This is a genomic window from Xanthomonas euroxanthea, assembly GCF_903989455.1.
Lineage (GTDB): Bacteria > Pseudomonadota > Gammaproteobacteria > Xanthomonadales > Xanthomonadaceae > Xanthomonas > Xanthomonas euroxanthea.
On record NZ_LR861803.1, the window covers coordinates 1,133,630 to 1,156,149 of the forward strand.

Sequence of the window (22,520 nt, forward strand, 5' to 3'; positions counted from 1 at the left end):
TCCCATGCCATTGATGAAGTTCAAACCCACCTCTCCCGGCCGTCGTTCCGCCGTGCGCGTGGTTACTCCCGATCTGCACAAGGGCGCACCGCACGCGGCGCTGCTCGATTCGCAGAGCAAGTCCGGTGGTCGTAACCACCATGGCCGCATCACCGTGCGTCACGTCGGTGGTGGTCATAAGCAGCACTACCGCATCATCGACTTCAAGCGCAACAAGGAAGGTATTCCGGCGCGTGTGGAGCGGATCGAATACGATCCGAACCGTACCGCTCATATCGCCCTGCTGTGCTATGTCGACGGCGAGCGTCGCTACATCATCGCCCCCAAGGGCTTGAAGGCTGGCGATCAGGTCATTGCCGGTGCCAACGCACCGATCAAGACCGGCAACACGCTGCCGCTGCGCAACATCCCGGTCGGTACGACGGTCCACGGTATCGAGCTGAAGCCGGGTAAGGGCGCTCAGATCGCACGTGCTGCCGGTGCAGCCGTCCAGCTGGTCGCTCGCGAAGGCATCTATGCCACGCTGCGTCTGCGCTCGGGCGAAATGCGCAAGGTGCCGGTCGAGTGCCGCGCCACCATCGGCGAAGTCGGCAACGACGAGCACAACCTCGAGAAGCTGGGCAAGGCTGGCGCCAAGCGCTGGCGCGGCGTTCGCCCGACCGTTCGCGGTGCGGCCATGAACCCGGTCGATCACCCGCATGGTGGTGGTGAGGCCAAGGCTGGCCAGGGTAATCCGCATCCGGTCACCCCGTGGGGTGTTCCGACCAAGGGTTACAAGACGCGCAAGAACAAGCGCACCCAGCAATTCATCGTCCGCGATCGTAGGGGCTAATCGACCATGGCACGTTCACTCAAGAAGGGCCCGTTCGTCGATCACCACCTTGCAAAGAAGGTGGAGTCCGCTGCGGGTAGCAAGAAGCCGATCAAGACCTGGTCGCGCCGTTCGATGATCCTGCCGGAAATGGTAGGCATCACCATCGCCGTGCATAACGGCAAGAACCACATTCCGGTGCTCGTCAACGAGAATATGGTCGGCCACAAGCTCGGCGAATTTGCCGTCACCCGGACCTTCAAGGGTCACGGTGGCGACAAGAAGTCGAGCAGGTAAGGGAGAGATGACGATGGAAGCGAAAGCAATCCTGCGCACCGCGCGCATCTCCCCGCAGAAGGCCCGCCTGGTCGCTGACCAGGTGCGTGGTTTGTCCGCCGAACGTGCGGTCAATCTGCTGAAGTTCTCGGATAAAAAGGCTGCGCACCTGATCAAGAAGGTTGTGGAGTCGGCGATTGCCAATGCCGAGAACAATCAGGGCGCGGATGTCGACGAGCTGAAGGTCAAGACCATCATGGTTGATGAAGGTCCGTCCCTGAAGCGTTTCATGGCGCGGGCGAAAGGCCGCGGTACCCGCATCCTCAAGCGCACCAGTCACATCACTGTGATTGTCGGCGCCGCCAAGTAAGCGGAAAGGAAAAGACCATGGGTCATAAAGTTCATCCGACTGGAATTCGCCTTGGCATTGCCAAGGACTGGAATTCCAAGTGGTACGCAAACAAGGCCGACTTCGCCGCCTATCTGGCAGCCGACCTGAAAGTGCGTGAAATGCTGCGCAAGAAGCTCGCGCAGGCAGGTATCAGCAAGATCTTGATCGAGCGCCCTGCCAAAACCGCCCGCGTGACCATTCACACCGCCCGCCCGGGCGTGGTGATCGGCAAGCGTGGCGAGGACATCGAAAAGCTGCGCAAGGAAGTGAGCGCGATGATGGGTGTTCCTGCCCACATCAACGTCACCGAAGTGCGCAAGCCGGAGCTGGATGCGCAGCTGGTCGCCGAGTCGATCGCGCAGCAGCTTGAGCGTCGCATCATGTTCCGCCGTGCAATGAAGCGCTCGGTCGGCAACGCGATGCGCCTGGGTGCCCTGGGCATCAAGGTCAACGTGGCTGGCCGCCTCAACGGTGCAGAAATCGCCCGTTCGGAGTGGTACCGCGAAGGCCGCGTGCCGCTGCACACGCTACGTGCCGACATTGATTACGGTTTTGCCGAGGCGTCCACGACGTACGGCATCATCGGCATCAAGGTCTGGATCTATAAGGGTGAGGTCTTCGACTTCTCCCAGGTTGGCCAGGAGAAGCAGGACGACAGCCCGCGCAACGATCGTAACGATCGCGGCGACCGTGGTGACCGTCCTTCGCGCCCGGCTCGTGAAGCGAGGTAACGGCAATGTTGCAACCCAAGCGAACCAAATACCGCAAGATGCACAAGGGCCGTAACGACGGCCTGGCATGGAGCGGAAACGCCGTCAGCTTCGGCGAGTACGGCCTCAAGGCAACCGCGCACGGTCAGCTGACCGCGCGTCAGATTGAAGCAGCACGTCGTACGATCAGCCGCCACGTCAAGAAGGGCGGCAAGATGTGGATCCGTGTGTTCCCCGACAAGCCGATCACGAAGAAGCCGATCGAAGTCCGCATGGGCTCCGGTAAGGGCAACGTGGAGTACTGGGTCGCGCAGATTCAGCCGGGCCGCATGATCTATGAAATCGAGGGGATTCCCGAAGATATCGCACGTGAGGCGTTCCGCCTTGCCGCCGCGAAATTGTCGGTGACCACCACTTTCGTGACCCGGACGGTGCGCTGATGGATATCAAACAACTCCGCGAGAAGTCGGCTGACGAACTGAAGGCCCACCTGACCGATCTGCGTAAGGAGCAGTTCTCGCTCCGTATGCAGCAGGTCACCGGCCAGCTGCCGAAGACCCACGATACCCGCCGGGTGCGCCGCGAGATTGCTCGCGTCAAGTACCTGCTCGGCAGCACCAAGTAAGGACGGCCGCGATGAGCGACAACAACGAAAAGCAAACGCTGCGCACGGTCGAAGGCCGTGTCGTCAGCAACAAGATGGACAAGACGGTCACCGTGTTGGTGGAGCGCCAGGTCAAGCACCCGTTGTACGGTAAGTACATCAAGCGCTCGTCCAAGCTCCACGCACACGACGCCGACAATGCCTGCAACGAAGGCGACGTCGTGCGTGTGACCGAGATTGCTCCAATGTCCAAGACCAAGAACTGGCGGGTGGTCGAAATCGTCACCCGTTCGGCCGAATAAGGGAGATCTGAATCATGATCCAGATGCAGAGCTACCTCGATGTCGCCGACAATTCGGGTGCCAAGGAAGTGATGTGCATCAAGGTGCTGGGCGGCTCCAAGCGCCGCTACGCACACATTGGCGACATCATCAAGGTGACCGTCAAGGACGCCATTCCGCGTGGCAAGGTCAAGAAGGGCGAAGTCTACGACGCCGTCGTGGTGCGTACCCGCAAGGGTGTGCGCCGTCCCGACGGTTCGCTGATCCGCTTCGATGGCAACGCCGCTGTGCTGTTGAACAATAAGCAGGAGCCGATCGGGACCCGCATCTTCGGGCCGGTGACGCGCGAGCTGCGTTCCGAGAAGTTCATGAAGATCGTCTCGCTCGCTCCCGAAGTGCTGTGAGCGGAGGACATATACATGGCTAACCGTATCAAGAAGGGCGACCAGGTCGTCATCAACACCGGCAAGGACAAGGGTAAGCAGGGTGAAGTTGTGCGTGTGGACGGCGATCGCGTGATCGTCTCCAATGCCAACGTCATCAAGCGCCACACCAAGCCGAACCCGCAGGCGGGTGTCGCCGGCGGCGTGGTCGAGCGTGAAGCGTCGATCCATATCTCCAACGTCAATATCGTCAACCCGGCAACGGGCAAGGGCGAGCGCGTTGGCTTCAAGGTGCTGGAGGATGGACGCAAATTGCGTGTGTTCCGCTCCAGCGGTGAGGCGCTCGACGCCTGAGGAATGCGATCATGAACACTCGTCTCGAAAAGTTTTACAAGGAAAACGTGGTGCCGGCCCTGATGAAGGAATTCGGCTACACCAATCCGATGGAAGTGCCGAAGCTGGTCAAGGTCACGCTCAACATGGGCGTGGGCGAGGCGGCTACCAACAAGAAGATTCTGGAAAATGCGGTCGCCGACATGTCCAAGATCTCCGGCCAGAAGCCGGTGGTCACCAAGTCGCGCGTTTCGGTCGCATCCTTCAAGATTCGTGACGGTTGGCCGATCGGCTGCAAGACCACCTTGCGTCGCGCCAAGATGTACGAGTTTCTGGATCGTCTGATCAACATCTCGCTGCCGCGCGTGCGCGACTTCCGTGGTGTTTCCGGTCGCTCCTTTGACGGTCGTGGCAACTTCAACATGGGTGTGAAGGAACAGATCATCTTCCCGGAAATCGACTTCGACGCCGTCGACGCGATTCGCGGTATGGATATCGCCATCACCACCACCGCCAAGACGGATGCGGAAGCGAAGGCGCTGCTGGCAGCGTTCAAGTTCCCGTTCCGTAACTGACCGTCGAGGACATCCGAAATGGCAAAGACCTCCATGATCCACCGCGACATCAAGCGTGCAAAGCTGGCGAAGAAATTCGCCGGCAAGCGTGATGCGCTGAAGAAGATCCTCTCCAGTCAGGATGCGTCCTACGAAGAGAAGATCGATGCGTCGACCAAGTTGCAGAAGCTGCCGCGCGATTCGTCGCCGAGCCGCCACCGCAACCGTTGCGAGCTGTCCGGCCGTCCGCGCGGTGTCTACCGCAAGTTCGGTCTGGGTCGCAACATGCTGCGCAAGGCCACGATGAACGGTGACGTTCCGGGCCTGCGCAAGGCAAGCTGGTAACAGCATTGCCGGCCGTTTGCGGCCGGCTTGAACAGGATCGTTCTGTTCAACAGGGGAGTCCGACGCAAGTCGGGCTCTTTTGTCGTATACTTCCGCTTCTGTCTTGCCTGCATGGGCGCGGCATGGCGTAAAGGGTCCTGGCCCATCCCCAGGAAAACACAAGATTTTCGCGAAAGCGGATATCGGTGCACTCAAAGGTACTCATATGAGCATGACTGATCCCATCGCCGACCTGCTGGTACGCATCAAGAATGCGGCCGCGGTTGGTAAGCAGACGGTGAAATTGCCGTCGTCCAAGATCAAGGTTGCGATCGCCCAGGTCCTGAAGGACGAGGGTTACATCACCGACCTGCGCGTGACAGCGACCGAGAACAACAAGTCGGAGCTGGAAATCGTGCTGAAGTATTTCGAAGGCCGTCCGGTCATCGAGACCCTGAAGCGTTTCTCGCGCTCGGGTCTGCGCCAGTACCGCGGCAAGACCGAGCTGCCCAAGGTCCTGGGTGGCCTGGGTATCGCCATCATCTCCACGTCGAAGGGCATCATGACCGATGCGCAGGCTCGCGAAGCCGGCGTTGGTGGTGAAGTCCTGTGCTTCGTGGCCTAAGGGAAGGAATCGATCATGTCCCGTGTAGCCAAGAAGCCTGTTTCCCTTCCGAAGGGTGTTGAACTCAACGTCCAGCCCGAGCTGGTCAGCGTCAAGGGCCCGAAGGGCACCCTGACCCTGCCGAAGCCGACTGGCGTCGAAATCGCCATCGACGGCGACGTTGCCACGCTGTCGGCCAATGACCCGTCGCAGATCGCCATCACCGGTACCGTGCGCGCCATCCTGGCCAACATGGTCAAGGGTGTGTCCGAAGGCTTCGAGCGCAAGCTCGAGCTGGTCGGCGTCGGTTACCGCGCCGCCATGCAGGGCAAGGATCTGAGCCTGGCGCTCGGTTTCTCGCATCCGCTGGTGTTCGTGGCGCCGGAAGGCATCACGCTGTCGACCCCGACCCAGACCGAGATCGTGGTCCAGGGCGCCGACAAGCAGCGCGTCGGCGAAGTCGCCGCCAAGATTCGCGGTTTCCGTCCGCCGGAGCCCTACAAGGGCAAGGGTGTGAAGTACGCCGGTGAAGTCATCATTCGCAAGGAAGCCAAGAAGGCTTAATGGCGAGTCCCTCGCAAGAGCCCGCACATCCCTGTGCGGACTTTTGATAGGAGCGCGCTTTCCCTTCAGCTTCCGTAGGATAAATATCATGAGCATCAACAAGAACATCGCCCGTCTGCGTCGCGCCAAGTCCACCCGTTCGCACATCCGTGAGCTGGGCGTCGCTCGCCTGTCGGTGCTGCGTACCGGCCAGCATCTGTATGCGCAGGTCTTCACCGCCGACGGTTCCAAGGTGATCGCCGCGGCGAACACCCTGCAGGCCGACGTCAAGGAAGGCCTGAAGAACGGCAAGAACAGCGATGCGGCCGTCAAGGTCGGCAAGCTGATCGCCGAGCGCGCCAAGGCTGCGGGCATCGAGAAGGTCGCGTTCGACCGCTCGGGCTATCGCTACCATGGCCGTATCAAGGCGCTGGCCGATGCAGCTCGCGAAGGCGGCCTGCAGTTCTAAGCACTGCCGCGGATGTGGCCATCGGTCACGTCCGCGATACCGCCGGCAGGGAGATGCCGGACCGTCCCGTTCTTTTGCAACGGAGCCGGGAACACTGCGTGACTTCACAACCATAAGCGGCTTCGAGCCGTACATACTCAATCAATCAAGGAATCAAGATGGCAGAAGAACGTGCACCGCGGGGTCGTGATCGCGACCGTAACCGCGAAGAGAAAGTCGACGATGGCATGATCGAAAAGCTGGTCGCGGTTAATCGCGTCAGCAAGACGGTCAAGGGCGGTCGCCAGTTCACCTTCACCGCGCTGACCGTGGTCGGCGATGGTCTGGGCAAGGTCGGTTTCGGTTATGGCAAGGCGCGCGAAGTGCCGGTCGCCATCCAGAAGTCGATGGAGCAGGCGCGCAAGAACCTGGCCACCGTCGATCTGAACAACGGTACCTTGTGGCATGCCGTCAAGTCCGGCCATGGCGCGGCACGCGTCTACATGCAGCCGGCCTCGGAAGGTACGGGCGTCATCGCCGGCGGCGCCATGCGCGCTGTGCTGGAAGCGGTTGGCGTCAAGAACGTGCTGGCCAAGGCGGTTGGTTCGCGTAACCCGATCAACCTGGTCCGTGCAACCCTGAAGGGTCTGTCGGAAGTGCAGTCGCCGGCGCGTGTTGCGGCCAAGCGCGGCAAGAAGGTGGAGGAGCTCAACCATGGCTAAGGACACCAACAAGACCGTGACGGTGCGCCTGGTGCGTGGCCTGCGTGGAACCCAGTCGCGTCACCGCCTGTCGGTGCGTGCGTTGGGCCTGAATAAGCTCAACGATGTGCGTGAACTGAAGGACAGCCCGCAGGTTCGCGGCCTGATCAACACCGTTCACTACCTCGTCAAGGTTGAGGACTAATCCCATGACTTTGCATCTCAATGACCTCAAGCCCGCCGACGGCGCCCGCACCGAGCGCACCCGCGTCGGCCGTGGCATCGGCTCCGGCCTTGGCAAGACCTGTGGCCGCGGCCACAAGGGTTCGTTCGCGCGCAAGGGCGGCGGCAAGATCAAGGCCGGCTTCGAAGGCGGCCAGACCCCGATGCAGCGCCGTCTGCCGAAGATCGGTTTCCGTTCCAAGATGGCGCGTGACAGTGCCGAAGTGTTGTCCTACCAGCTGGACAAGCTGGAAGCCGGTGAGATCGACTTTGCAGCGCTGCGTGCGGCCAATCTGGTCCCGAGCCGCGCCAAGAAGGCGAAGATCGTGCTGAAGGGCGAGCTGAGCAAGAAGTTCGTGCTGAAGGGCGTGGCTGCAAGTGCAGGCGCCAAGGCAGCAATCGAAGCTGCCGGCGGCAGCGTAGAGGAGTAATCGGCAGATGGCGCAGGCTGGCATTGGTAACCTCGGTGGCGGGCTCGGCAAGTTCACGGAACTTCGCCAGCGGCTGCTGTTCGTCCTCGGGGCATTGATCGTCTATCGCATCGGCTGCTATGTGCCGGTGCCTGGCGTGAATCCCGATGCCATGCTTTCGTTGATGCAGGCGCAGGGCGGCGGCATCGTGGACATGTTCAACATGTTCTCGGGCGGCGCCCTGCACCGTTTCAGTATTTTTGCGTTGAACGTGATGCCGTACATCTCGGCATCGATCGTGATCCAGTTGGCCACGCACATCTTTCCCGCCCTCAAGGCGATGCAGAAGGAAGGCGAATCCGGCCGACGCAAGATCACCCAGTATTCGCGCATCGGTGCGGTGCTTCTGGCAGTGGTGCAGGGCGGTAGTATCGCGCTGGCACTGCAGAATCAGACCGCGCCCGGTGGTGCTCCGGTGGTGTATGCGCCGGGCATGGGCTTCGTGCTCACCGCAGTGATCGCGCTGACCGCCGGCACCATCTTCCTGATGTGGGTGGGCGAGCAGGTCACCGAGCGTGGCATCGGCAACGGCGTGTCGCTGATCATCTTCGCCGGCATCGTGGCAGGCCTTCCGTCGGCGGCGATCCAGACCGTCGAGGCCTTCCGCGAAGGCAATCTAAGCTTCATTTCACTGCTGCTGATCGTCATCACCATTCTGGCCTTCACGCTGTTTGTGGTGTTCGTCGAACGCGGGCAGCGACGTATCACGGTCAACTACGCGCGCCGCCAGGGCGGTCGCAATGCGTACATGAACCAGACCTCGTTCCTGCCGCTGAAGCTCAACATGGCAGGCGTGATTCCGCCGATCTTCGCCTCCAGCATCCTCGCCTTCCCGGCGACGCTGTCGATGTGGTCCGGTCAGGCGGCGTCCGGCAGCGGCGTGGGCTCCTGGCTGCAGAAGATCGCCAATGCGCTCGGGCCGGGCGAGCCGGTGCACATGCTGGTGTTTGCGGCACTGATCATCGGCTTTGCGTTCTTCTACACAGCGCTGGTGTTCAACTCGCAGGAAACCGCTGACAACCTCAAGAAGTCGGGCGCGCTGATTCCAGGCATCCGTCCTGGCAAGGCGACGGCGGATTATGTGGACGGCGTTCTGACACGTCTGACCGCAGCGGGTTCGCTGTACCTGGTGATCGTCTGCCTGCTGCCGGAAATCATGCGTACGCAGCTGGGCACCTCGTTCCACTTCGGTGGTACGTCGTTGCTGATCGCCGTGGTGGTGGTGATGGACTTCATTGCGCAGATCCAGGCGCATCTGATGTCGCATCAGTACGAGAGCCTGCTGAAGAAGGCCAACCTCAAGGGTGGCTCGCGCGGCGGTCTGGCGCGCAGTTAAGTCTCGCGGGCGGTTAGGTGGTACACTAGATCTTCATTGCGTGAAGACGGCCTGGTTCCCGGGCCACGATCTTCCGATCAGAAGGGCGGCTCGCGCGACGTCTCGCGCGCGGGTGTGACGAGGTGGTCCTGTGCGGGAGTAGTACAGGCGATTCGGAGAAGTTTTCTGGATCAACATCGTCCGGCGCCGGAGCGAGGGCACACTCCCCACGCCGGGTCCATGGAACTTTTGGTTCCACGGGCTTCAAAGCAATCCGAGGCCTTGCTACAATTCCGAGTTCACTTTTGATCCATCCTGCCGGATGGCGCCTGGGCGCTGTCGGGCCATCACTCAGTTGGAGAATCGCGTCATGGCGCGTATTGCAGGCGTCAACCTGCCAGCCCAGAAGCACGTCTGGGTCGGGTTGCAAAGCATCTACGGCATCGGCCGTACCCGTTCGAAGAAGCTCTGCGAATCCGCAGGCGTTACCTCGACCACGAAGATTCGTGATCTGTCCGAACCCGAAATCGAGCGCCTGCGCGCCGAAGTCGGCAAGTATGTCGTCGAAGGCGACCTGCGCCGCGAAATCGGTATCGCGATCAAGCGACTGATGGACCTGGGCTGCTATCGCGGTCTGCGTCATCGCCGTGGTCTCCCGCTGCGTGGTCAGCGCACCCGTACCAACGCCCGCACCCGTAAGGGTCCGCGCAAGGCGATCAGGAAGTAAGGGATAGATCATGGCAAAGCCAGCAGAAAAGAAAACGAAGAAGAAGATCAAGCGCGTCATCACTGATGGCGTCGCCCACGTCCACGCTTCGTTCAACAACACCATCGTCACCATCACCGATCGCCAGGGCAATGCGCTGTCGTGGGCTACGTCCGGCGGCGCCGGCTTCCGTGGTTCGCGCAAGTCGACCCCGTTCGCTGCTCAGGTTGCCGCCGAAAAGGCTGGCCGCGCTGCGCTCGACTACGGCGTGAAGTCGCTGGAAGTACGTATCAAGGGTCCGGGTCCGGGCCGTGAGTCGGCCGTGCGTTCGTTGAACAACGTGGGCTACAAGATCACCAACATCATCGACGTGACGCCAATCCCGCACAACGGGTGCCGTCCGCCGAAGAAGCGTCGCGTCTAAAGGGAGCGATAAGAAATGGCTCGTTATATCGGTCCTACCTGTAAGCTCGCCCGCCGCGAAGGCGCCGATCTTTCCCTCAAGAGCCCGGCGCGTGCGCTGGACTCCAAGTGCAAGCTTGAGCAGAAGCCCGGCCAACACGGCGCGGCTCGCAAAGGCAAGCTCTCCGACTACGCTACCCAGCTGCGTGAGAAGCAGAAGGTCAAGCGCATCTACGGGTTGCTGGAGCGCCAGTTCCGCAACTACTACAAGAAGGCCTCGACCAAGAAGGGCAACACCGGCGAGAACCTGCTGCAGTTGCTGGAAACCCGTCTGGACAACGTCTGCTACCGCATGGGCTTTGCCGTCACCCGTCCGGCCGCGCGCCAGCTGGTGTCGCACCGTGGCGTGCTGGTCAATGGCAAGTCGGTGAATCTGGCGTCGTACCAGATCAAGGCTGGCGATGCGATCACGCTGTCGGAAAAGGCACAGAAGCAGCTCCGCGTGCAGGAAGCCCTGACCGTGGCTGAGCAGCACGACATGACGCCGTCGTGGGTCGAAGTCGATTCGAAGAAGTTCAGCGGCGTGTTCAAGGCCGTTCCGGATCGCGCTGACCTGCCTTCGGATATCAACGAAGCGCTGATCGTCGAGTTGTATTCGAAGTAATTCACATTGGAGAGCCTCCGGCACCGCCGGAGGTTCGCAGGAGACCCCGCAACATGACGGTTACCGCCAACCAGGTTCTGCGCCCCCGTGGTCCGCAGATCGAACGTCTTACCGACAATCGCGCAAAGGTCGTGATCGAGCCCTTGGAGCGCGGTTACGGGCACACGCTGGGCAATGCCCTGCGTCGTGTGCTGTTGTCGTCGATCCCGGGTTTTGCGATCACCGAGGTCGAGATCGACGGCGTGCTGCACGAGTACACCACGGTCGAAGGGCTGCAGGAAGACGTGCTTGACGTCCTGCTCAACCTGAAAGACGTGGCGATTCGTATGCATAGTGGCGACAGCGCGACGCTGTCGTTGTCCAAGCAGGGTCCGGGTACGGTCACTGCGGCCGACATCAGGACCGATCACAACGTCGAGATCATCAACGGCGACCACGTGATCTGCCACCTGACCAAGGACACGGCGCTGAACATGCGCCTGAAGATCGAGCGTGGTTTCGGCTATCAGCCGGCTGCCGCGCGTCGTCGTCCGGACGAAGAGACCCGCACCATCGGTCGTCTGATGCTGGATGCGTCGTTCTCGCCGGTGCGTCGCGTTGCCTATGCCGTGGAAGCTGCGCGCGTTGAACAGCGCACCGACCTCGACAAGCTGGTGATCGATATCGAGACCAACGGCACGATCGATGCCGAGGAAGCCGTGCGCACCGCCGCCGACATCCTCAGCGATCAGCTGTCGGTGTTCGGCGATTTCACCCACCGCGATCGCGGTGCGGCCAAGCCGGCTGCCAGCGGCGTGGATCCGGTGCTGCTGCGCCCGATCGACGACCTCGAGCTGACCGTGCGTTCGGCCAACTGCCTGAAGGCCGAGAGCATCTACTACATCGGCGATCTGATCCAGAAGACCGAAGTGGAACTGCTCAAGACCCCGAATCTTGGCAAGAAGTCGCTGACCGAAATCAAGGAAGTGCTGGCACAGCGCGGCCTTGCACTGGGCATGAAGCTGGAGAACTGGCCGCCGGCCGGTGTCGCCCAGCACGGCATGCTTGGTTAATGCATCACCCGCATGGGCGTCTTCGGGCGCCCATGCTGTTTTTACATCGACGGGCCAAAGCCCGCGGTGACATCCGGTCAAAGGACGGCCGGCTCGGACCAACCGCAGTCCATTCAACAGCGCCAGGATGGCGACAACGTCTCTCAAAGCAGTCTCAACATTCCTTAGGAAATCACACTCATGCGTCACCAGAAATCTGGCCGTAAGTTCAACCGCACCAGCGCGCACCGCGAAGCCATGTTCCGCAATATGGCCGCCTCGCTGTTCAAGCACGAGCTGATCAAGACCACCTTGCCGAAGGCCAAGGAACTGCGTCGCGTCGCCGAGCCGCTGATCACCATCGGCAAGGTCGATGGCGTTGCCAACCGTCGTCTGGCGTTTGCCCGCCTGCGCGACAAGGAAGCCGTGGGCAAGCTGTTCGTCGAACTGGGCCCGCGTTATGCGACCCGTCCCGGCGGCTACCTGCGCATCCTGAAGGCCGGCTTCCGTGCCGGTGACAATGCGCCGATGGCGTATGTCGAGCTGGTCGACCGTCCGGTCGTCGCCGAGGAAGTGGCCGAGTAATCGGTTCGCCCTTCGCAAGGATCTTGAAAAGCCCGGCTAGCGCCGGGCTTTTTCATTGCAGGCCCCCGAGCCGGGTCTGTCGCCTTGGCGTCGGTGTTACAGCCGCAATGCAGTGCAGCGACCTGCAGGGTTCAACCATCGCCAAGCAGCCTGCTGCGACGGTGGCTGCGTCAGGGTTGCATCGCCAGCATGCAGGGTGGCGCGTGGCGGGCGATAGGCATGGCTGGACGGGACTTCGCGCTGCAACCTGCCCGATGCAGGCATCCGTGGTCACCGCGGCGGCGATGGCTGATAATCGGACATTCGGTCCTAGGCAAGCGGTAGCGATGAATCCATTTCGTTGGGGTTTCCGGGCGCAGTTTTTGCTGGGCTTTCTTGGATGCGCAGGATTGCTTGCCTATGCGATCTATGTGCAGCTGCATCTTGGTCTGGAGCCATGCCCGCTCTGCATCTTCCAGCGGATCGCCTTTGCGGCGCTGGCGGTGTTGTTTTTGCTGGGCGCGTTGCATGGGCCGCGCGCCGCGGGCACGCGTAAGGTCTATGGCGTGCTGAGTTTCCTCGCTGCCGGTGTGGGCATGGGCATCGCGGCGCGGCATGTCTGGGTGCAGATCCGGCCCAAGGACATGATGTCGTCGTGCGGGCCGCCGTTGAGCTTCCTGAGCGAGACGATGGGGCCGTTCGAAGTGTTCCGCACGGTACTGACCGGCACCGGCGACTGCGGCAACATCGATTGGCGCTTCCTGGGCCTGAGCATGCCGATGTGGAGCATGCTCTGGTTCGTGGGCCTGGCACTGTGGGCGCTGTATGCCGGGTTCAGGCAGCGTGGTCCGCGCAAACTGTTCTGATCGTTCCGTTCCGGCACTGGCCGGCGCCCACGCTTTCTGGAGTTCACGATGTCCGCTTCCCCTCATTCGTCCGTCAACCAGGCAGACCAGTGGTCGCCGCAGAGTTGGCGGCAGCGGCCGGCGCTGCAGATGCCGGTGTACCCGGATGCCGTTGCGTTGGAGCACACCCTGGGTGAGTTGCGGCAGTTGCCGCCGCTGGTGACCTCCTGGGAAATCTTCGCGCTCAAGCGCCAGCTGGCCGAGGCGCAGGAGGGCAAGCGCTTCCTGCTGCAGGGCGGAGATTGCGCCGAAAATTTCAGCGATTGCGAATCGGGCACGATCTCCAATCGCCTGAAGGTGCTGCTGCAAATGAGCCTGGTGCTGGTGCACGGCCTGCACCTGCCGGTGGTGCGGGTCGGGCGCTTTGCCGGGCAGTACGCCAAGCCGCGCTCGGCCGATACCGAGACCCGCGATGGGGTGACCTTGCCGAGCTACCGCGGCGATGTGATCAACGCACCCGCCTTCACAGAAGCGGCACGCGTGCCGGATCCGCAGCGCATGATCACCGCGCATTCGCGCTCGGCGATGACGATGAATTTCGTGCGGGCCCTGATCGACGGCGGCTTTGCCGACCTGCACCATCCCGAATACTGGAATCTGGACTGGGTGGGCTATTCGCCGCTGGCTGCGGACTACCAGAAGATGGTGGCGTCGATCGGCGATGCGGTGCGCTTCATGGAAACCCTGTCCGGCGCCGAGGTCTACAACCTCAATCGCATCGACTTCTACACCTCGCACGAGGCGTTGTTGCTGCCGTACGAGGAGGGCCTGACCCGCCAGGTGCCGCGTCAGTGGGGCTGGTTCAACCTGAGCACGCATTACCCGTGGATCGGCATGCGCACCGCCGCGCTGGATGGCGCGCATGTGGAATATCTGCGTGGGGTACGCAACCCGATTGCAATCAAGGTGGGGCCGTCGGTGCAGCCGGATCAGCTGCTGCGTCTGATCGATGTGCTCAATCCGGAAGACGAACCTGGCCGCCTGAGCTTCATCCACCGCATGGGGGCGGCGCAGATCGCCGAAAAGTTGCCGCCGCTGCTGGAGGCGGTCCGGCGCGACGGGCGTCGGGTGTTGTGGGTGTGCGATGCGATGCACGGCAATACCGAAAGCACCGGCAATGGCTACAAGACACGCCGTTTCGACAATATCCGCAGCGAGGTCGAGTTGTCGTTCGATCTGCACGCGGCAGCCGGGACGCGGCTCGGCGGGGTGCATCTGGAACTCACCGGCGAAGATGTCACCGAATGTACCGGTGGCGCGCGCGAGTTGACCGAGCGCGATCTGGAACGCGCCTACCGGTCCAGCGTGGATCCACGCCTGAACTACGAGCAGTCGCTGGAAATCGCAATGGCAATCGTGCGCAAGCAACAGCAGGTGGCGGCGCAGCCGCTGGGCGGGTGAGGTCCCCGTGCGCATGACGTGATGCTCATGCCGCGTGCGGCATGCTGTTGCAGCCATCCCTCTTTCCCCCCACAGGAGGAACGGTTTGACTGCCGATTGGAACGTCATCCGCGAATACGCAATCCCGCTTGGTGCCTCGCTGCTGGCGGGCATCGTCACCTGGTCGCTGATGCTGTGGCTGTTTCGCCGCATGCAGGGCCGCGACTACCGCCGCGCACGCATCATCCGCGTGGTCACGTTGCCGGCTGCCTTCATCCTGCCGCTGCTGTTTCTGGGCATCGCCACCGAAGCGACGCCACTGGCCGGCAAGACGCTGGCAGCGGTACAGCACCTGCTGCACGTCGGCATCGTCGGTTGCGTGACCTGGTTGTTCGTGCGTGCGGTCGCCGCTGGCGAGATGGCGATCCTGCGCAGCAATCCGATCGAGGTGTCCGACAACCTCACCGCCCGGCGCATCCAGACCCAGACACGCGTGCTGAGCCGGGTGGTGATGGGCGCGGTGATCCTGCTCGGCATCTCGGTGGTGCTGCTTGGCTTCGAACAGGTACGCCAGATCGGCAAGACGCTGCTGGCCTCGGCCGGCATCATCGGGCTGGTGGCCGGTATCGCGGCCAAGCCGGTGTTCGGCAACCTGATCGCCGGCCTGCAGATCGCCCTGACCCAGCCGATCCGGCTGGACGATGTGGTGATCGTGGAAGGCGAATGGGGCCGCATCGAGGAGATCGGCAGCTCGTACGTGGTGGTGCGGATCTGGGACGAGCGACGGATGGTGGTGCCGCTCACCTGGTTCATCGAAAACCCGTTCCAGAACTGGACACGCAGCAGCGCCGACCTGCTCGGCACCGCATTCCTGTGGCTGGACTACCGCACCCCGATCGCGGCGGTGCGTGCCGAGCTGGAGCGCATCTGCAAGAGCGAGCCGCTCTGGGATGGGCGGGTCTGCGTGACCCAGGTGACCGAAACCAGCGAGAGCACGATCCAGGTGCGTCTGCTGGTGAGTGCGCGCAATTCCGGCGATGCGTTCGACCTGCGCTGCATCAGCCGCGAGCGCATGATCGACTTCCTGACCCGCGAGCACCCGTACGCCTTGCCGAGAATCCGTGCCGAAATCGCCGCGCAGGAAAAGCCGCCCCTGCGCGCCGCCGCGCCGATCGCCCCGGAGAGCGTGCGCTCGCCCGGTGCCGAAGACGGCGAGCCTGCGACTACGGTGTAGCTGCAGGCGGTGCTGCCGGTGACGCGCCTGGTGCCGCTGGCGCATAGCTGGGCGCAAACCGCGCCTTGCTGCGCTGCTCGTACGCGTAGGCCAGTTCGATCAGGCGTGGCTCGCTCCAGGCGCTGCCCATGAACAACAGGCCCAGCGGCAGGCCCTGGGTCTGGCCCATCGGCACGCTCAGGCTGGGATAACCGGCCACCGCGGCCGCACCGTAGCCGGCACCGGGAAAGGTGTCGCCCTTGACCAGGTCGGTGACCCAGGCGGCACCGGTGGTGGGCACGATCAGCGCATCCAGGCGATCGGCCTGCAACGCGGCATCGATGCCTTCCGGCCCGGCCAGCCGTTTGGCCGTGGCGCGGGCGGTGAGATACGCGGCATCGTCGAGCCCGGGCGCGGCCTGTGCCTGCTCGAACAGTTCCTGCCCGAAGTAGGGCATCTCGCGCTGCGCGTGGCTGCGGTTGAAGGCGATCACCTGTTCCAGGCTCGACACCGGGGCGGCGTGTCCGCGCAGATACGCGTTCAGGCCGGCCTTGAACTCGACCAGCAAGACCGTCTGTTCGGCAGCATCCCACTGGCCATCGGTCACCAGGCGGGTTTCGATCACGGTGGCACCGGCCGCGCGCAGGGTCTGCACGGCGCGGTCCAAGGTGGCGGCGATCGCGGGATCCTCGCGCAGTGGATTGCGCAGCAGGCCCAGGCGCGCCCCGCGCAGGCCATCGGGCTTGAGGTGTGCCAGGTAGTTCGGGGTGGGCGCAGGCGCAGTGCGCGTGGCCGGATCCTGCGGGTCGGGCGCGGCGATCGCCTGCAGCACGGCGGCAGCATCGGCGACGCTGCGCGTCATCGGGCCGGCGGTGTCCTGGCTGGCCGAGATTGGAATGATGCCATCGCGGCTGACTAGGCCCACGGTCGGCTTGAGCCCGACCAGACCGTTCACCGAGGCCGGGCAGGTGATGCTGCCGTCGGTCTCGGTGCCGATACCGACGGTGGCCAGGCTGGCGGCGATCGCCGCGCCGGTGCCGGCGCTGGAGCCGCAGGGGTTGCGATCCAGCGCGTAAGGGTTGCGGGTCAGACCACCGCGTGCACTCCAGCCGGAACTCGACTTGGTGGAGCGGAAATTGGCCCATTCGCTCAGGTTGGTCTTACCCAGGATCACTGCGCCGGCCGTGCGCAGGCGTTGCACCACAAAGGCGTCGCGGCCTGGCCTGAAATCGGCAAGCGCCAGCGAACCGGCGCTGTTGACCATCGGCAGCGCATCGATGTTGTCCTTGAGCAACACCGGAATGCCGTGCAGGGGCCCGCGCACATGGCCGGCGCGGCGTTCGGCGTCCAGTGCGCGTGCGTCGGCTTCGGCTTGCGGGTTGAGTTCGATCACCGCATTGAGGGTGGGGCCGGCGCGATCGATGGTCGCTACGCGGCGCAGGTACGCGCGGGTCAGATCCAGGCTGCTGGTCTTGCCGGACGCCATGCGTGCCTGCAGGCCAACGACGTCGGCATCGCTCAGAGCGTCTTGCCTGGCAGCGGCTGCATGGGCATCGGCAGGCGCCAGGCCGTCGTCGGCATGCGCACAGCCGCACAGCGCCAGCAGTAGCGCGAAGGACAAGGTGGTGGATCGCATGGGTGGTCTTCCCCGGAGGACTGTTTGCAGGCTAACGGCGCTGCGTCGGGGTGACAACGTGTATGAGGTGTCCGCAGACGGGCAGGGTGCGTCAGTGCCGCCGGCGCTTGATCAGGTCGCGTGCCAGCACGCCGACCACGATCAGATTGATTGCCAGCACGCCCCAGGCAGTCCAGCCGGGATGGCGGACGATGGCGTAGATATCGAAAGGCAGATAGATGGCCGCCGACAGGCAGCCCAGCAGCGACGCCCAGGCCTTGGCACGCCACAGACCCCAGGCTTCCACGACGTGCAGCAGGCCGTAGGCCAACATTGCGGCTGCGGCCAGATGGACGGCGTCGGGGCTGATGGTCTTGAGCAACGACGGCAGTGCGCCGTGGTCGGGATCCAGATTGAAGCGGCGGATCAGCGTGCTGACCGCGTTCTGCAGCGGGAGCGGGCCCAGAATTTCCAGGCCCGTCGCCGCCAACAGCGCAAGCGCCCCCTTGACCGTCTCCAGCAAGGCGATCACATGCAGTCCCGGATGCGCGCGCGGATCCGGGCTGTAGGGCGTGTTGCGCACGATGATGGACCGGTCGTGCTTAGCCGGAACGGCCAGCGCGCTTGCGGTCGCTTTCGGTGAGGAACTTCTTGCGCAGGCGGATTTCCTTCGGGGTGACTTCGACCAGCTCGTCGTCCTCGATGAAGTCCAGCGCCTGTTCCAGCGTGTACTTGATCGCCGGGGTCAGTTTGATCGCATCGTCCTTGCCCGAGGCGCGCATGTTGGTCAGCGGCTTGGTCTTGATCGCGTTGACGGTCAGATCGTTGTCCTTGGAGTGGATACCGATCAGCTGACCTTCGTACACGTTGTCGCCTTCTGCAGCGAACAGACGGCCACGCTCTTCCAACGGCCCCAGTGCATAGGCAGGGGTGGCGCCGGCGGCATTGGCGATCATCACGCCGTTCTGGCGCTTGGCGATGGCGCCCTGTTCCTTCGGGCCGTAATGGTCAAACACGTGGAACAGCAGACCCGAGCCCTGGGTCAGGGTGCGGAACTCGTTCTGGAAGCCGATCAGGCCACGCGCCGGGATCATGTAATCCAGGCGCACGCGGCCCTTGCCGTCCGGCTCCATGTTCTTCAGCTGGCCCTTGCGGGTGCCCAGCTTTTCCATCACGCCGCCCTGGTGCTGTTCTTCAATGTCCACCACGAGCTGTTCGATCGGCTCCATCTGCTTGCCGTCGATCTCCTTGATGATCACTTCCGGACGCGACACGGCCAGCTCGTAGCCTTCACGACGCATGTTCTCGATCAGCACCGACAGATGCAGCTCGCCACGGCCGGAGACCAGGAACTTGTCGGCGTCGGAGCCTTCCTCGACCTTCAGTGCCACGTTGTGCACCTTCTCGCGGTCCAGACGGTCGCGCAGCTGGCGGCTGGTCAGGAACTTGCCGCCGGACAGGTCCTTGTTGCCGGCGAACGGCGAGTTGTTGACCTGGAAGGTCATCGAGATGGTGGGCTCGTCCACGGTCAGCGCCGGCAGCGCTTCCGGCGCGTCGAGCGCGCACACGGTGTCGGAAATGGTCAGCTCGGCCACGCCGGAGATGGCGACGATGTCGCCGGCCTCGGCGGTGTCCTGCTCGATGCGCTCCAGGCCCAAAAAGCCCAGCACCTGCAGCACCTTGCCCTGGCGCTTCTTGCCTTCGCGGTCGATCACGCTGACCGGCATGTTCTTCTTCAGCACGCCGCGCTGGATGCGGCCGATGCCGATCACGCCAACGAAGTTGTTGTAGTCCAGCTGGCTGATGCGCATCTGGAACGGGCCGTCCGGATCCACGTCCGGTGCCGACACGTGCTGCATGATCGCTTCGTACAGCGGGGTCATGTCGCCGTCGCGCACGCTCGAATCCAGGCTGGCGTAGCCGTTCAGGGCCGAGGTGTAGACGATCGGGAAGTCCAGCTGCTCATCGGTGGCGCCGAGCTTGTCGAACAGGTCGAACACCTGGTCGATCACCCAGTCCGGGCGTGCGCCGGGACGGTCGATCTTGTTGACCACCACGATCGGCTTGAAGCCCATCGCAAACGCCTTCTGGGTCACGAAGCGGGTCTGCGGCATCGGGCCGTCCATCGCGTCGACCAGGATCAGCACCGAGTCCACCATCGACAGCACGCGCTCGACCTCGCCACCGAAGTCGGCGTGTCCCGGGGTGTCGACGATGTTGATGCGGTTGCCGTTCCAGGTGATGGCCGTGTTCTTGGCCAGGATCGTGATGCCACGCTCCTTTTCCTGGTCGTTGCTGTCCATCACGCGCTCAGCCAGCACGGTGCGCTCGGACAGGGTGCCGGACTGCTTCAGCAGGCAGTCGACGAGGGTGGTCTTGCCATGGTCGACGTGCGCGACGATGGCGATATTGCGGAGTTTTTCGATAGACATGCGGAAAGGGCCCCTGTCTGGCGCCAGTCTTGAGATGAGGTAAGCCCGACATTATAGCGGTTTCGTTGCCGTGCCGTTGCGTTCGGCCGTCGAGCGGTTCAAAACGCCCATTCAGCTTGCTGTGAGACCCCCGACGATGGTCCAACCTGCACGGCCGCCTGCACGGCCGGGTGTATTCTAATGGGCTGTCATACACCCTGAAACCTGCAAGGATTTCCATGTCCCTGATCGCCCATTTCGATACCACCCGCGGCCCGATCGTGGTCGAGCTGTTCGCCGACAAGGCCCCGCTGACCGTCGCCAACTTCGTCAACCTGGTCCAGCGCGGCTTCTACGACGGCCTGAGCTTCCACCGCGTCATCGCCGACTTCATGATCCAGGGCGGCTGCCCGGAAGGTTCCGGCCGCGGCGGCCCGGGCTACCGGTTCGAGGATGAAGCCAACAACGGCGTCGGCCACGAGCGCGGCGTGCTGTCCATGGCCAATGCCGGCCCCAACACCAACGGCAGCCAGTTCTTCATCACCCACACCGCCACCCCGTGGCTGGACGGCAAGCACACCGTGTTCGGCAAGGTCACCCAGGGCCTGGACGTGGTCGATGCCGTCGCCCAGGGCGATGTGATCAACAAGGTGACGATCGAAGGCGATACCGACGCCGTGCTGGCCGCCAAGGCCGACCGCGTCGCGGAGTGGAACAAGATCCTCGCCGCCTGACGGCTTTTCCCGAACGGCCGCCGTGTGCGGCCGTTCGTCTGTCACTGCGCGCCGCCAGGCCTCGCGCCACGCCAGCGTGCACCTCCACCCATGTTTTTTAGCAGAGGAAACTCCCCATGAAAGCACCTGTTCGTGTTGCCGTGACCGGCGCTGCCGGCCAGATCGGCTATGCCCTGCTGTTCCGCATCGCCTCCGGCGAAATGCTGGGCAAGGATCAGCCGGTGATCCTGCAATTGCTGGAACTGTCCAATGAAAAGGCCCAGGCCGCGCTCAAGGGCGTGATCATGGAGCTGGAAGACTGCGCATTCCCGTTGCTGGCCGGTGTGGTCGGCACCGACGACGCCGAAGTGGCGTTCAAGGACATCGATGTCGCCCTGCTGGTCGGTGCGCGCCCGCGCGGCCCGGGCATGGAGCGCAAGGACCTGCTGCTGGAGAACGCCAAGATCTTCACCGCGCAGGGCGCGGCGTTGAACAAGGTGGCCAAGCGTGACGTCAAGGTGCTGGTGGTCGGCAACCCTGCCAACACCAATGCCTACATCGCAATGAAGTCGGCGCCGGATCTGAACCCGAAGAACTTCACCGCCATGCTGCGTCTGGACCACAACCGTGCGCTCAGCCAGCTGTCGCAGAAGCTCGGCAAGCCGGTCGGCGGCATCGAGAAGCTGGTGGTGTGGGGCAACCACAGCCCGACCATGTATCCGGACTACCGTTTCGCCACCGCCGATGGTGCGTCCATCGGTGATGCGATCAACGACCAGGAATGGAATGCGTCCACCTTCATTCCGACCGTGGGCAAGCGCGGCGCGGCGATCATCGAAGCGCGCGGCCTGTCCTCGGCAGCGTCGGCCGCCAATGCCGCCATCGATCACGTGCGTGATTGGGTGCTGGGCAGCAATGGCAAGTGGGTGACGATGGGCGTGCCGTCCGACGGCTCCTACGGCATTCCGGAAGGCGTGATCTTCGGCTTCCCGGTCACCACCGAAAACGGCGAGTACACCCTGGTCAAGGATCTGCCGATCGACGACTTCAGCCAGAAGTACATCGACAAGACCCTGGCCGAGCTGGAAGAAGAGCGCAGCGGCGTGTCGCATCTGCTGGGCTGAGTTTCCCGGCTTGGCAGTAAAAAAAAACGCCGGGCACTGCCCGGCGTTTTTTTATGCGTCGCTTCCGTGATGCGTTGCGTTACATGCGCCGGTCGGTGGCGCGGGAAGCGCGCCATCACGCCCATCGATCCTGCAAGGCCGATGCGATACGCGTTGCCGCCGCATCGATCACATCACGCGGTGCGCTCGGCTCAGGCCAGGCCTTCGGCCTTTAGCGCGGCCTGCACATCGGCATCGTCGAGCATGCGCTGCACGAAAGCAGCCACGGCGCTCAGCCCGCTCAGGTCCACGCCCGCCTTCTGCGCCCATCGCAGCGTCACGAACAGATACGCATCGGCGCCGGTGTGGGTGTCGCCGGCCAGCCAGTTGCGCCCCTGCAGATGCGCGTCGACACGTTCGTACAGGGCGCGCAGCTTGTTGCGTGCGTCGTCATGGCTGCGCGCAATCAGCGCCTCGTCCTGCAGATAGGCGGTACTACCGAAAATCGGCTTGAAGGTCGGATGCACATCGGCATTGGCGAAGGCGATCCAGCGATTGATTTCCGCACGGCTGCGCGCGCTGCCATCGCCGGACAGCCCGGTGAGGGGTGCAACGTCGGCGATGTAGTTCAGGATGGCCGCGTTCTGGGTCAGCGCCCAGTCGTCGACGACCAGCAACGGCACCGCCCCGGCCGGATTGAGGCGCAGATACCCGGGCGACTTCATCGTGGCGGCGTCGACCACTTCCAGCTCGAAGGGCAGCCCCGACCAGCGCAGCACGATGTGATCTGCCAGCGAACATGCGCCCGGCTTGGTATACAGCTTCATGAGAATTCCCGCACAA

General features: G+C 63.3%; 32 protein-coding genes. 28 read left to right on the forward strand and 4 right to left on the reverse strand.

Translation table 11 applies throughout. The features are described from left to right. Positions 1–4 precede the first annotated feature (4 nt). The 26 genes from rplB (at position 5) to H7A86_RS04880 (ending at position 15,856) form a co-directional block, all read left to right on the forward strand. Positions 5–832, forward strand: coding sequence for a 50S ribosomal protein L2 (rplB, locus tag H7A86_RS04755; protein WP_003486715.1), 828 nt, complete (start codon positions 5–7; stop codon positions 830–832). Positions 833–838: 6 nt separating this feature from the next. Further along, a complete protein-coding gene (gene rpsS, locus H7A86_RS04760) occupies positions 839–1,108 on the forward strand; it encodes a 30S ribosomal protein S19 (protein ID WP_005993369.1) in 270 nt (89 codons plus the stop codon). 13 nt (positions 1,109–1,121) lie between these two features. Further along, entirely contained in the window at positions 1,122–1,457 is a 336-nt protein-coding gene (gene rplV / locus H7A86_RS04765; protein ID WP_002811686.1) for a 50S ribosomal protein L22, read from the forward strand. 17 nt (positions 1,458–1,474) lie between these two features. Next, positions 1,475–2,209: a 30S ribosomal protein S3 gene (gene rpsC / locus H7A86_RS04770; RefSeq protein ID WP_102252623.1), complete on the forward strand. Its 735-nt coding sequence runs from the start codon at positions 1,475–1,477 to the stop codon at positions 2,207–2,209. Positions 2,210–2,214: 5 nt separating this feature from the next. Next, entirely contained in the window at positions 2,215–2,628 is a 414-nt protein-coding gene (rplP, locus tag H7A86_RS04775; RefSeq protein WP_011036127.1) for a 50S ribosomal protein L16, read from the forward strand. Further along, complete coding sequence (gene rpmC / locus H7A86_RS04780; RefSeq protein WP_006450638.1) at positions 2,628–2,813, forward strand: 50S ribosomal protein L29; 186 nt, start codon at positions 2,628–2,630, stop codon at positions 2,811–2,813. The genes rplP and rpmC overlap by 1 nt, the downstream gene beginning before the upstream one ends. 11 nt (positions 2,814–2,824) lie before the next feature. After that, the gene (rpsQ, locus tag H7A86_RS04785; RefSeq protein WP_102252624.1) at positions 2,825–3,094 is read left to right on the forward strand and encodes a 30S ribosomal protein S17; all 270 of its coding nucleotides are present in this window, start codon (positions 2,825–2,827) and stop codon (positions 3,092–3,094) included. Between the two features lie 14 nt (positions 3,095–3,108). Then, positions 3,109–3,477, forward strand: coding sequence for a 50S ribosomal protein L14 (rplN, locus tag H7A86_RS04790; RefSeq protein ID WP_003486699.1), 369 nt, complete (start codon positions 3,109–3,111; stop codon positions 3,475–3,477). Between the two features lie 15 nt (positions 3,478–3,492). After that, on the forward strand, positions 3,493–3,810 hold the full coding sequence (gene rplX / locus H7A86_RS04795; RefSeq protein WP_003486696.1) for a 50S ribosomal protein L24: 318 nt from the start codon (positions 3,493–3,495) through the stop codon (positions 3,808–3,810). Positions 3,811–3,821: 11 nt separating this feature from the next. After that, positions 3,822–4,364 (forward strand): 50S ribosomal protein L5, encoded by a 543-nt coding sequence (rplE, locus tag H7A86_RS04800; RefSeq protein WP_010371090.1) that lies wholly within the window; start codon positions 3,822–3,824, stop codon positions 4,362–4,364. 18 nt (positions 4,365–4,382) lie between these two features. Next, complete coding sequence (gene rpsN / locus H7A86_RS04805) at positions 4,383–4,688, forward strand: 30S ribosomal protein S14 (RefSeq protein WP_005917137.1); 306 nt, start codon at positions 4,383–4,385, stop codon at positions 4,686–4,688. A gap of 205 nt (positions 4,689–4,893) precedes the next feature. Beyond that, a complete protein-coding gene (rpsH, locus tag H7A86_RS04810; protein WP_010371096.1) occupies positions 4,894–5,292 on the forward strand; it encodes a 30S ribosomal protein S8 in 399 nt (132 codons plus the stop codon). A gap of 15 nt (positions 5,293–5,307) precedes the next feature. Further along, a complete protein-coding gene (gene rplF, locus H7A86_RS04815; RefSeq protein WP_104608441.1) occupies positions 5,308–5,835 on the forward strand; it encodes a 50S ribosomal protein L6 in 528 nt (175 codons plus the stop codon). An 88-nt stretch (positions 5,836–5,923) separates the two neighbouring features. Next, the gene (rplR, locus tag H7A86_RS04820) at positions 5,924–6,283 is read left to right on the forward strand and encodes a 50S ribosomal protein L18 (protein ID WP_016900655.1); all 360 of its coding nucleotides are present in this window, start codon (positions 5,924–5,926) and stop codon (positions 6,281–6,283) included. A gap of 158 nt (positions 6,284–6,441) precedes the next feature. Next, positions 6,442–6,984 (forward strand): 30S ribosomal protein S5, encoded by a 543-nt coding sequence (gene rpsE, locus H7A86_RS04825; protein WP_003486682.1) that lies wholly within the window; start codon positions 6,442–6,444, stop codon positions 6,982–6,984. After that, on the forward strand, positions 6,977–7,168 hold the full coding sequence (rpmD, locus tag H7A86_RS04830; RefSeq protein WP_104582267.1) for a 50S ribosomal protein L30: 192 nt from the start codon (positions 6,977–6,979) through the stop codon (positions 7,166–7,168). The genes rpsE and rpmD overlap by 8 nt, the downstream gene beginning before the upstream one ends. A gap of 4 nt (positions 7,169–7,172) precedes the next feature. Further along, positions 7,173–7,616, forward strand: a complete 444-nt coding sequence (rplO, locus tag H7A86_RS04835) for a 50S ribosomal protein L15 (RefSeq protein ID WP_016900650.1) — start codon at positions 7,173–7,175, stop codon at positions 7,614–7,616. Positions 7,617–7,623: 7 nt separating this feature from the next. Continuing rightward, a complete protein-coding gene (gene secY, locus H7A86_RS04840) occupies positions 7,624–8,991 on the forward strand; it encodes a preprotein translocase subunit SecY (RefSeq protein ID WP_016900648.1) in 1,368 nt (455 codons plus the stop codon). 349 nt (positions 8,992–9,340) lie between these two features. Further along, positions 9,341–9,697, forward strand: a complete 357-nt coding sequence (gene rpsM, locus H7A86_RS04845) for a 30S ribosomal protein S13 (protein WP_003486672.1) — start codon at positions 9,341–9,343, stop codon at positions 9,695–9,697. A gap of 10 nt (positions 9,698–9,707) precedes the next feature. Next, the gene (gene rpsK, locus H7A86_RS04850; RefSeq protein ID WP_003486671.1) at positions 9,708–10,100 is read left to right on the forward strand and encodes a 30S ribosomal protein S11; all 393 of its coding nucleotides are present in this window, start codon (positions 9,708–9,710) and stop codon (positions 10,098–10,100) included. Between the two features lie 15 nt (positions 10,101–10,115). Beyond that, on the forward strand, positions 10,116–10,742 hold the full coding sequence (gene rpsD, locus H7A86_RS04855) for a 30S ribosomal protein S4 (protein WP_002811641.1): 627 nt from the start codon (positions 10,116–10,118) through the stop codon (positions 10,740–10,742). A 53-nt stretch (positions 10,743–10,795) separates the two neighbouring features. Further along, complete coding sequence (locus H7A86_RS04860; RefSeq protein ID WP_002811635.1) at positions 10,796–11,794, forward strand: DNA-directed RNA polymerase subunit alpha; 999 nt, start codon at positions 10,796–10,798, stop codon at positions 11,792–11,794. A 180-nt stretch (positions 11,795–11,974) separates the two neighbouring features. Continuing rightward, positions 11,975–12,358, forward strand: a complete 384-nt coding sequence (rplQ, locus tag H7A86_RS04865; protein WP_003486665.1) for a 50S ribosomal protein L17 — start codon at positions 11,975–11,977, stop codon at positions 12,356–12,358. Positions 12,359–12,684: 326 nt separating this feature from the next. After that, positions 12,685–13,203: a disulfide bond formation protein B gene (locus H7A86_RS04870; protein WP_115676249.1), complete on the forward strand. Its 519-nt coding sequence runs from the start codon at positions 12,685–12,687 to the stop codon at positions 13,201–13,203. Between the two features lie 48 nt (positions 13,204–13,251). Continuing rightward, positions 13,252–14,643, forward strand: a complete 1,392-nt coding sequence (locus H7A86_RS04875) for a class II 3-deoxy-7-phosphoheptulonate synthase (RefSeq protein ID WP_104582269.1) — start codon at positions 13,252–13,254, stop codon at positions 14,641–14,643. An 85-nt stretch (positions 14,644–14,728) separates the two neighbouring features. After that, positions 14,729–15,856, forward strand: coding sequence for a mechanosensitive ion channel family protein (locus H7A86_RS04880; RefSeq protein WP_104582270.1), 1,128 nt, complete (start codon positions 14,729–14,731; stop codon positions 15,854–15,856). On the opposite strand, the gene H7A86_RS04885 is transcribed toward H7A86_RS04880, so the two are convergent. The 3 genes from H7A86_RS04885 to typA form a co-directional block, all read right to left on the reverse strand. After that, positions 15,846–17,456, reverse strand: a complete 1,611-nt coding sequence (locus tag H7A86_RS04885) for an amidase (protein ID WP_180708128.1) — start codon at positions 17,454–17,456, stop codon at positions 15,846–15,848. The two genes, H7A86_RS04880 and H7A86_RS04885, sit on opposite strands and share 11 nt — an antisense overlap. A 106-nt stretch (positions 17,457–17,562) precedes the next feature. Continuing rightward, positions 17,563–17,982, reverse strand: coding sequence for a DUF2127 domain-containing protein (locus H7A86_RS04890; protein ID WP_180708129.1), 420 nt, complete (start codon positions 17,980–17,982; stop codon positions 17,563–17,565). A 70-nt stretch (positions 17,983–18,052) separates the two neighbouring features. Next, positions 18,053–19,882 (reverse strand): translational GTPase TypA, encoded by a 1,830-nt coding sequence (typA, locus tag H7A86_RS04895; protein WP_104560414.1) that lies wholly within the window; start codon positions 19,880–19,882, stop codon positions 18,053–18,055. A gap of 218 nt (positions 19,883–20,100) precedes the next feature. Here typA and H7A86_RS04900 point away from each other — a divergent pair, with 218 nt between their 5' ends. Both H7A86_RS04900 and H7A86_RS04905 read left to right on the forward strand, forming a co-directional pair. Then, positions 20,101–20,595 carry a peptidylprolyl isomerase gene (locus tag H7A86_RS04900; protein ID WP_016904578.1) on the forward strand — a complete coding sequence of 165 codons (495 nt, stop codon included), beginning with the start codon at positions 20,101–20,103 and terminating at the stop codon, positions 20,593–20,595. A gap of 116 nt (positions 20,596–20,711) precedes the next feature. After that, positions 20,712–21,698 carry a malate dehydrogenase gene (locus H7A86_RS04905; RefSeq protein ID WP_104582273.1) on the forward strand — a complete coding sequence of 329 codons (987 nt, stop codon included), beginning with the start codon at positions 20,712–20,714 and terminating at the stop codon, positions 21,696–21,698. Positions 21,699–21,889: 191 nt separating this feature from the next. Here the strand turns inward: H7A86_RS04905 and H7A86_RS04910 are convergent, their stop codons facing one another. Next, a complete protein-coding gene (locus H7A86_RS04910; protein ID WP_119130814.1) occupies positions 21,890–22,504 on the reverse strand; it encodes a glutathione S-transferase family protein in 615 nt (204 codons plus the stop codon). Positions 22,505–22,520 lie beyond the last annotated feature (16 nt).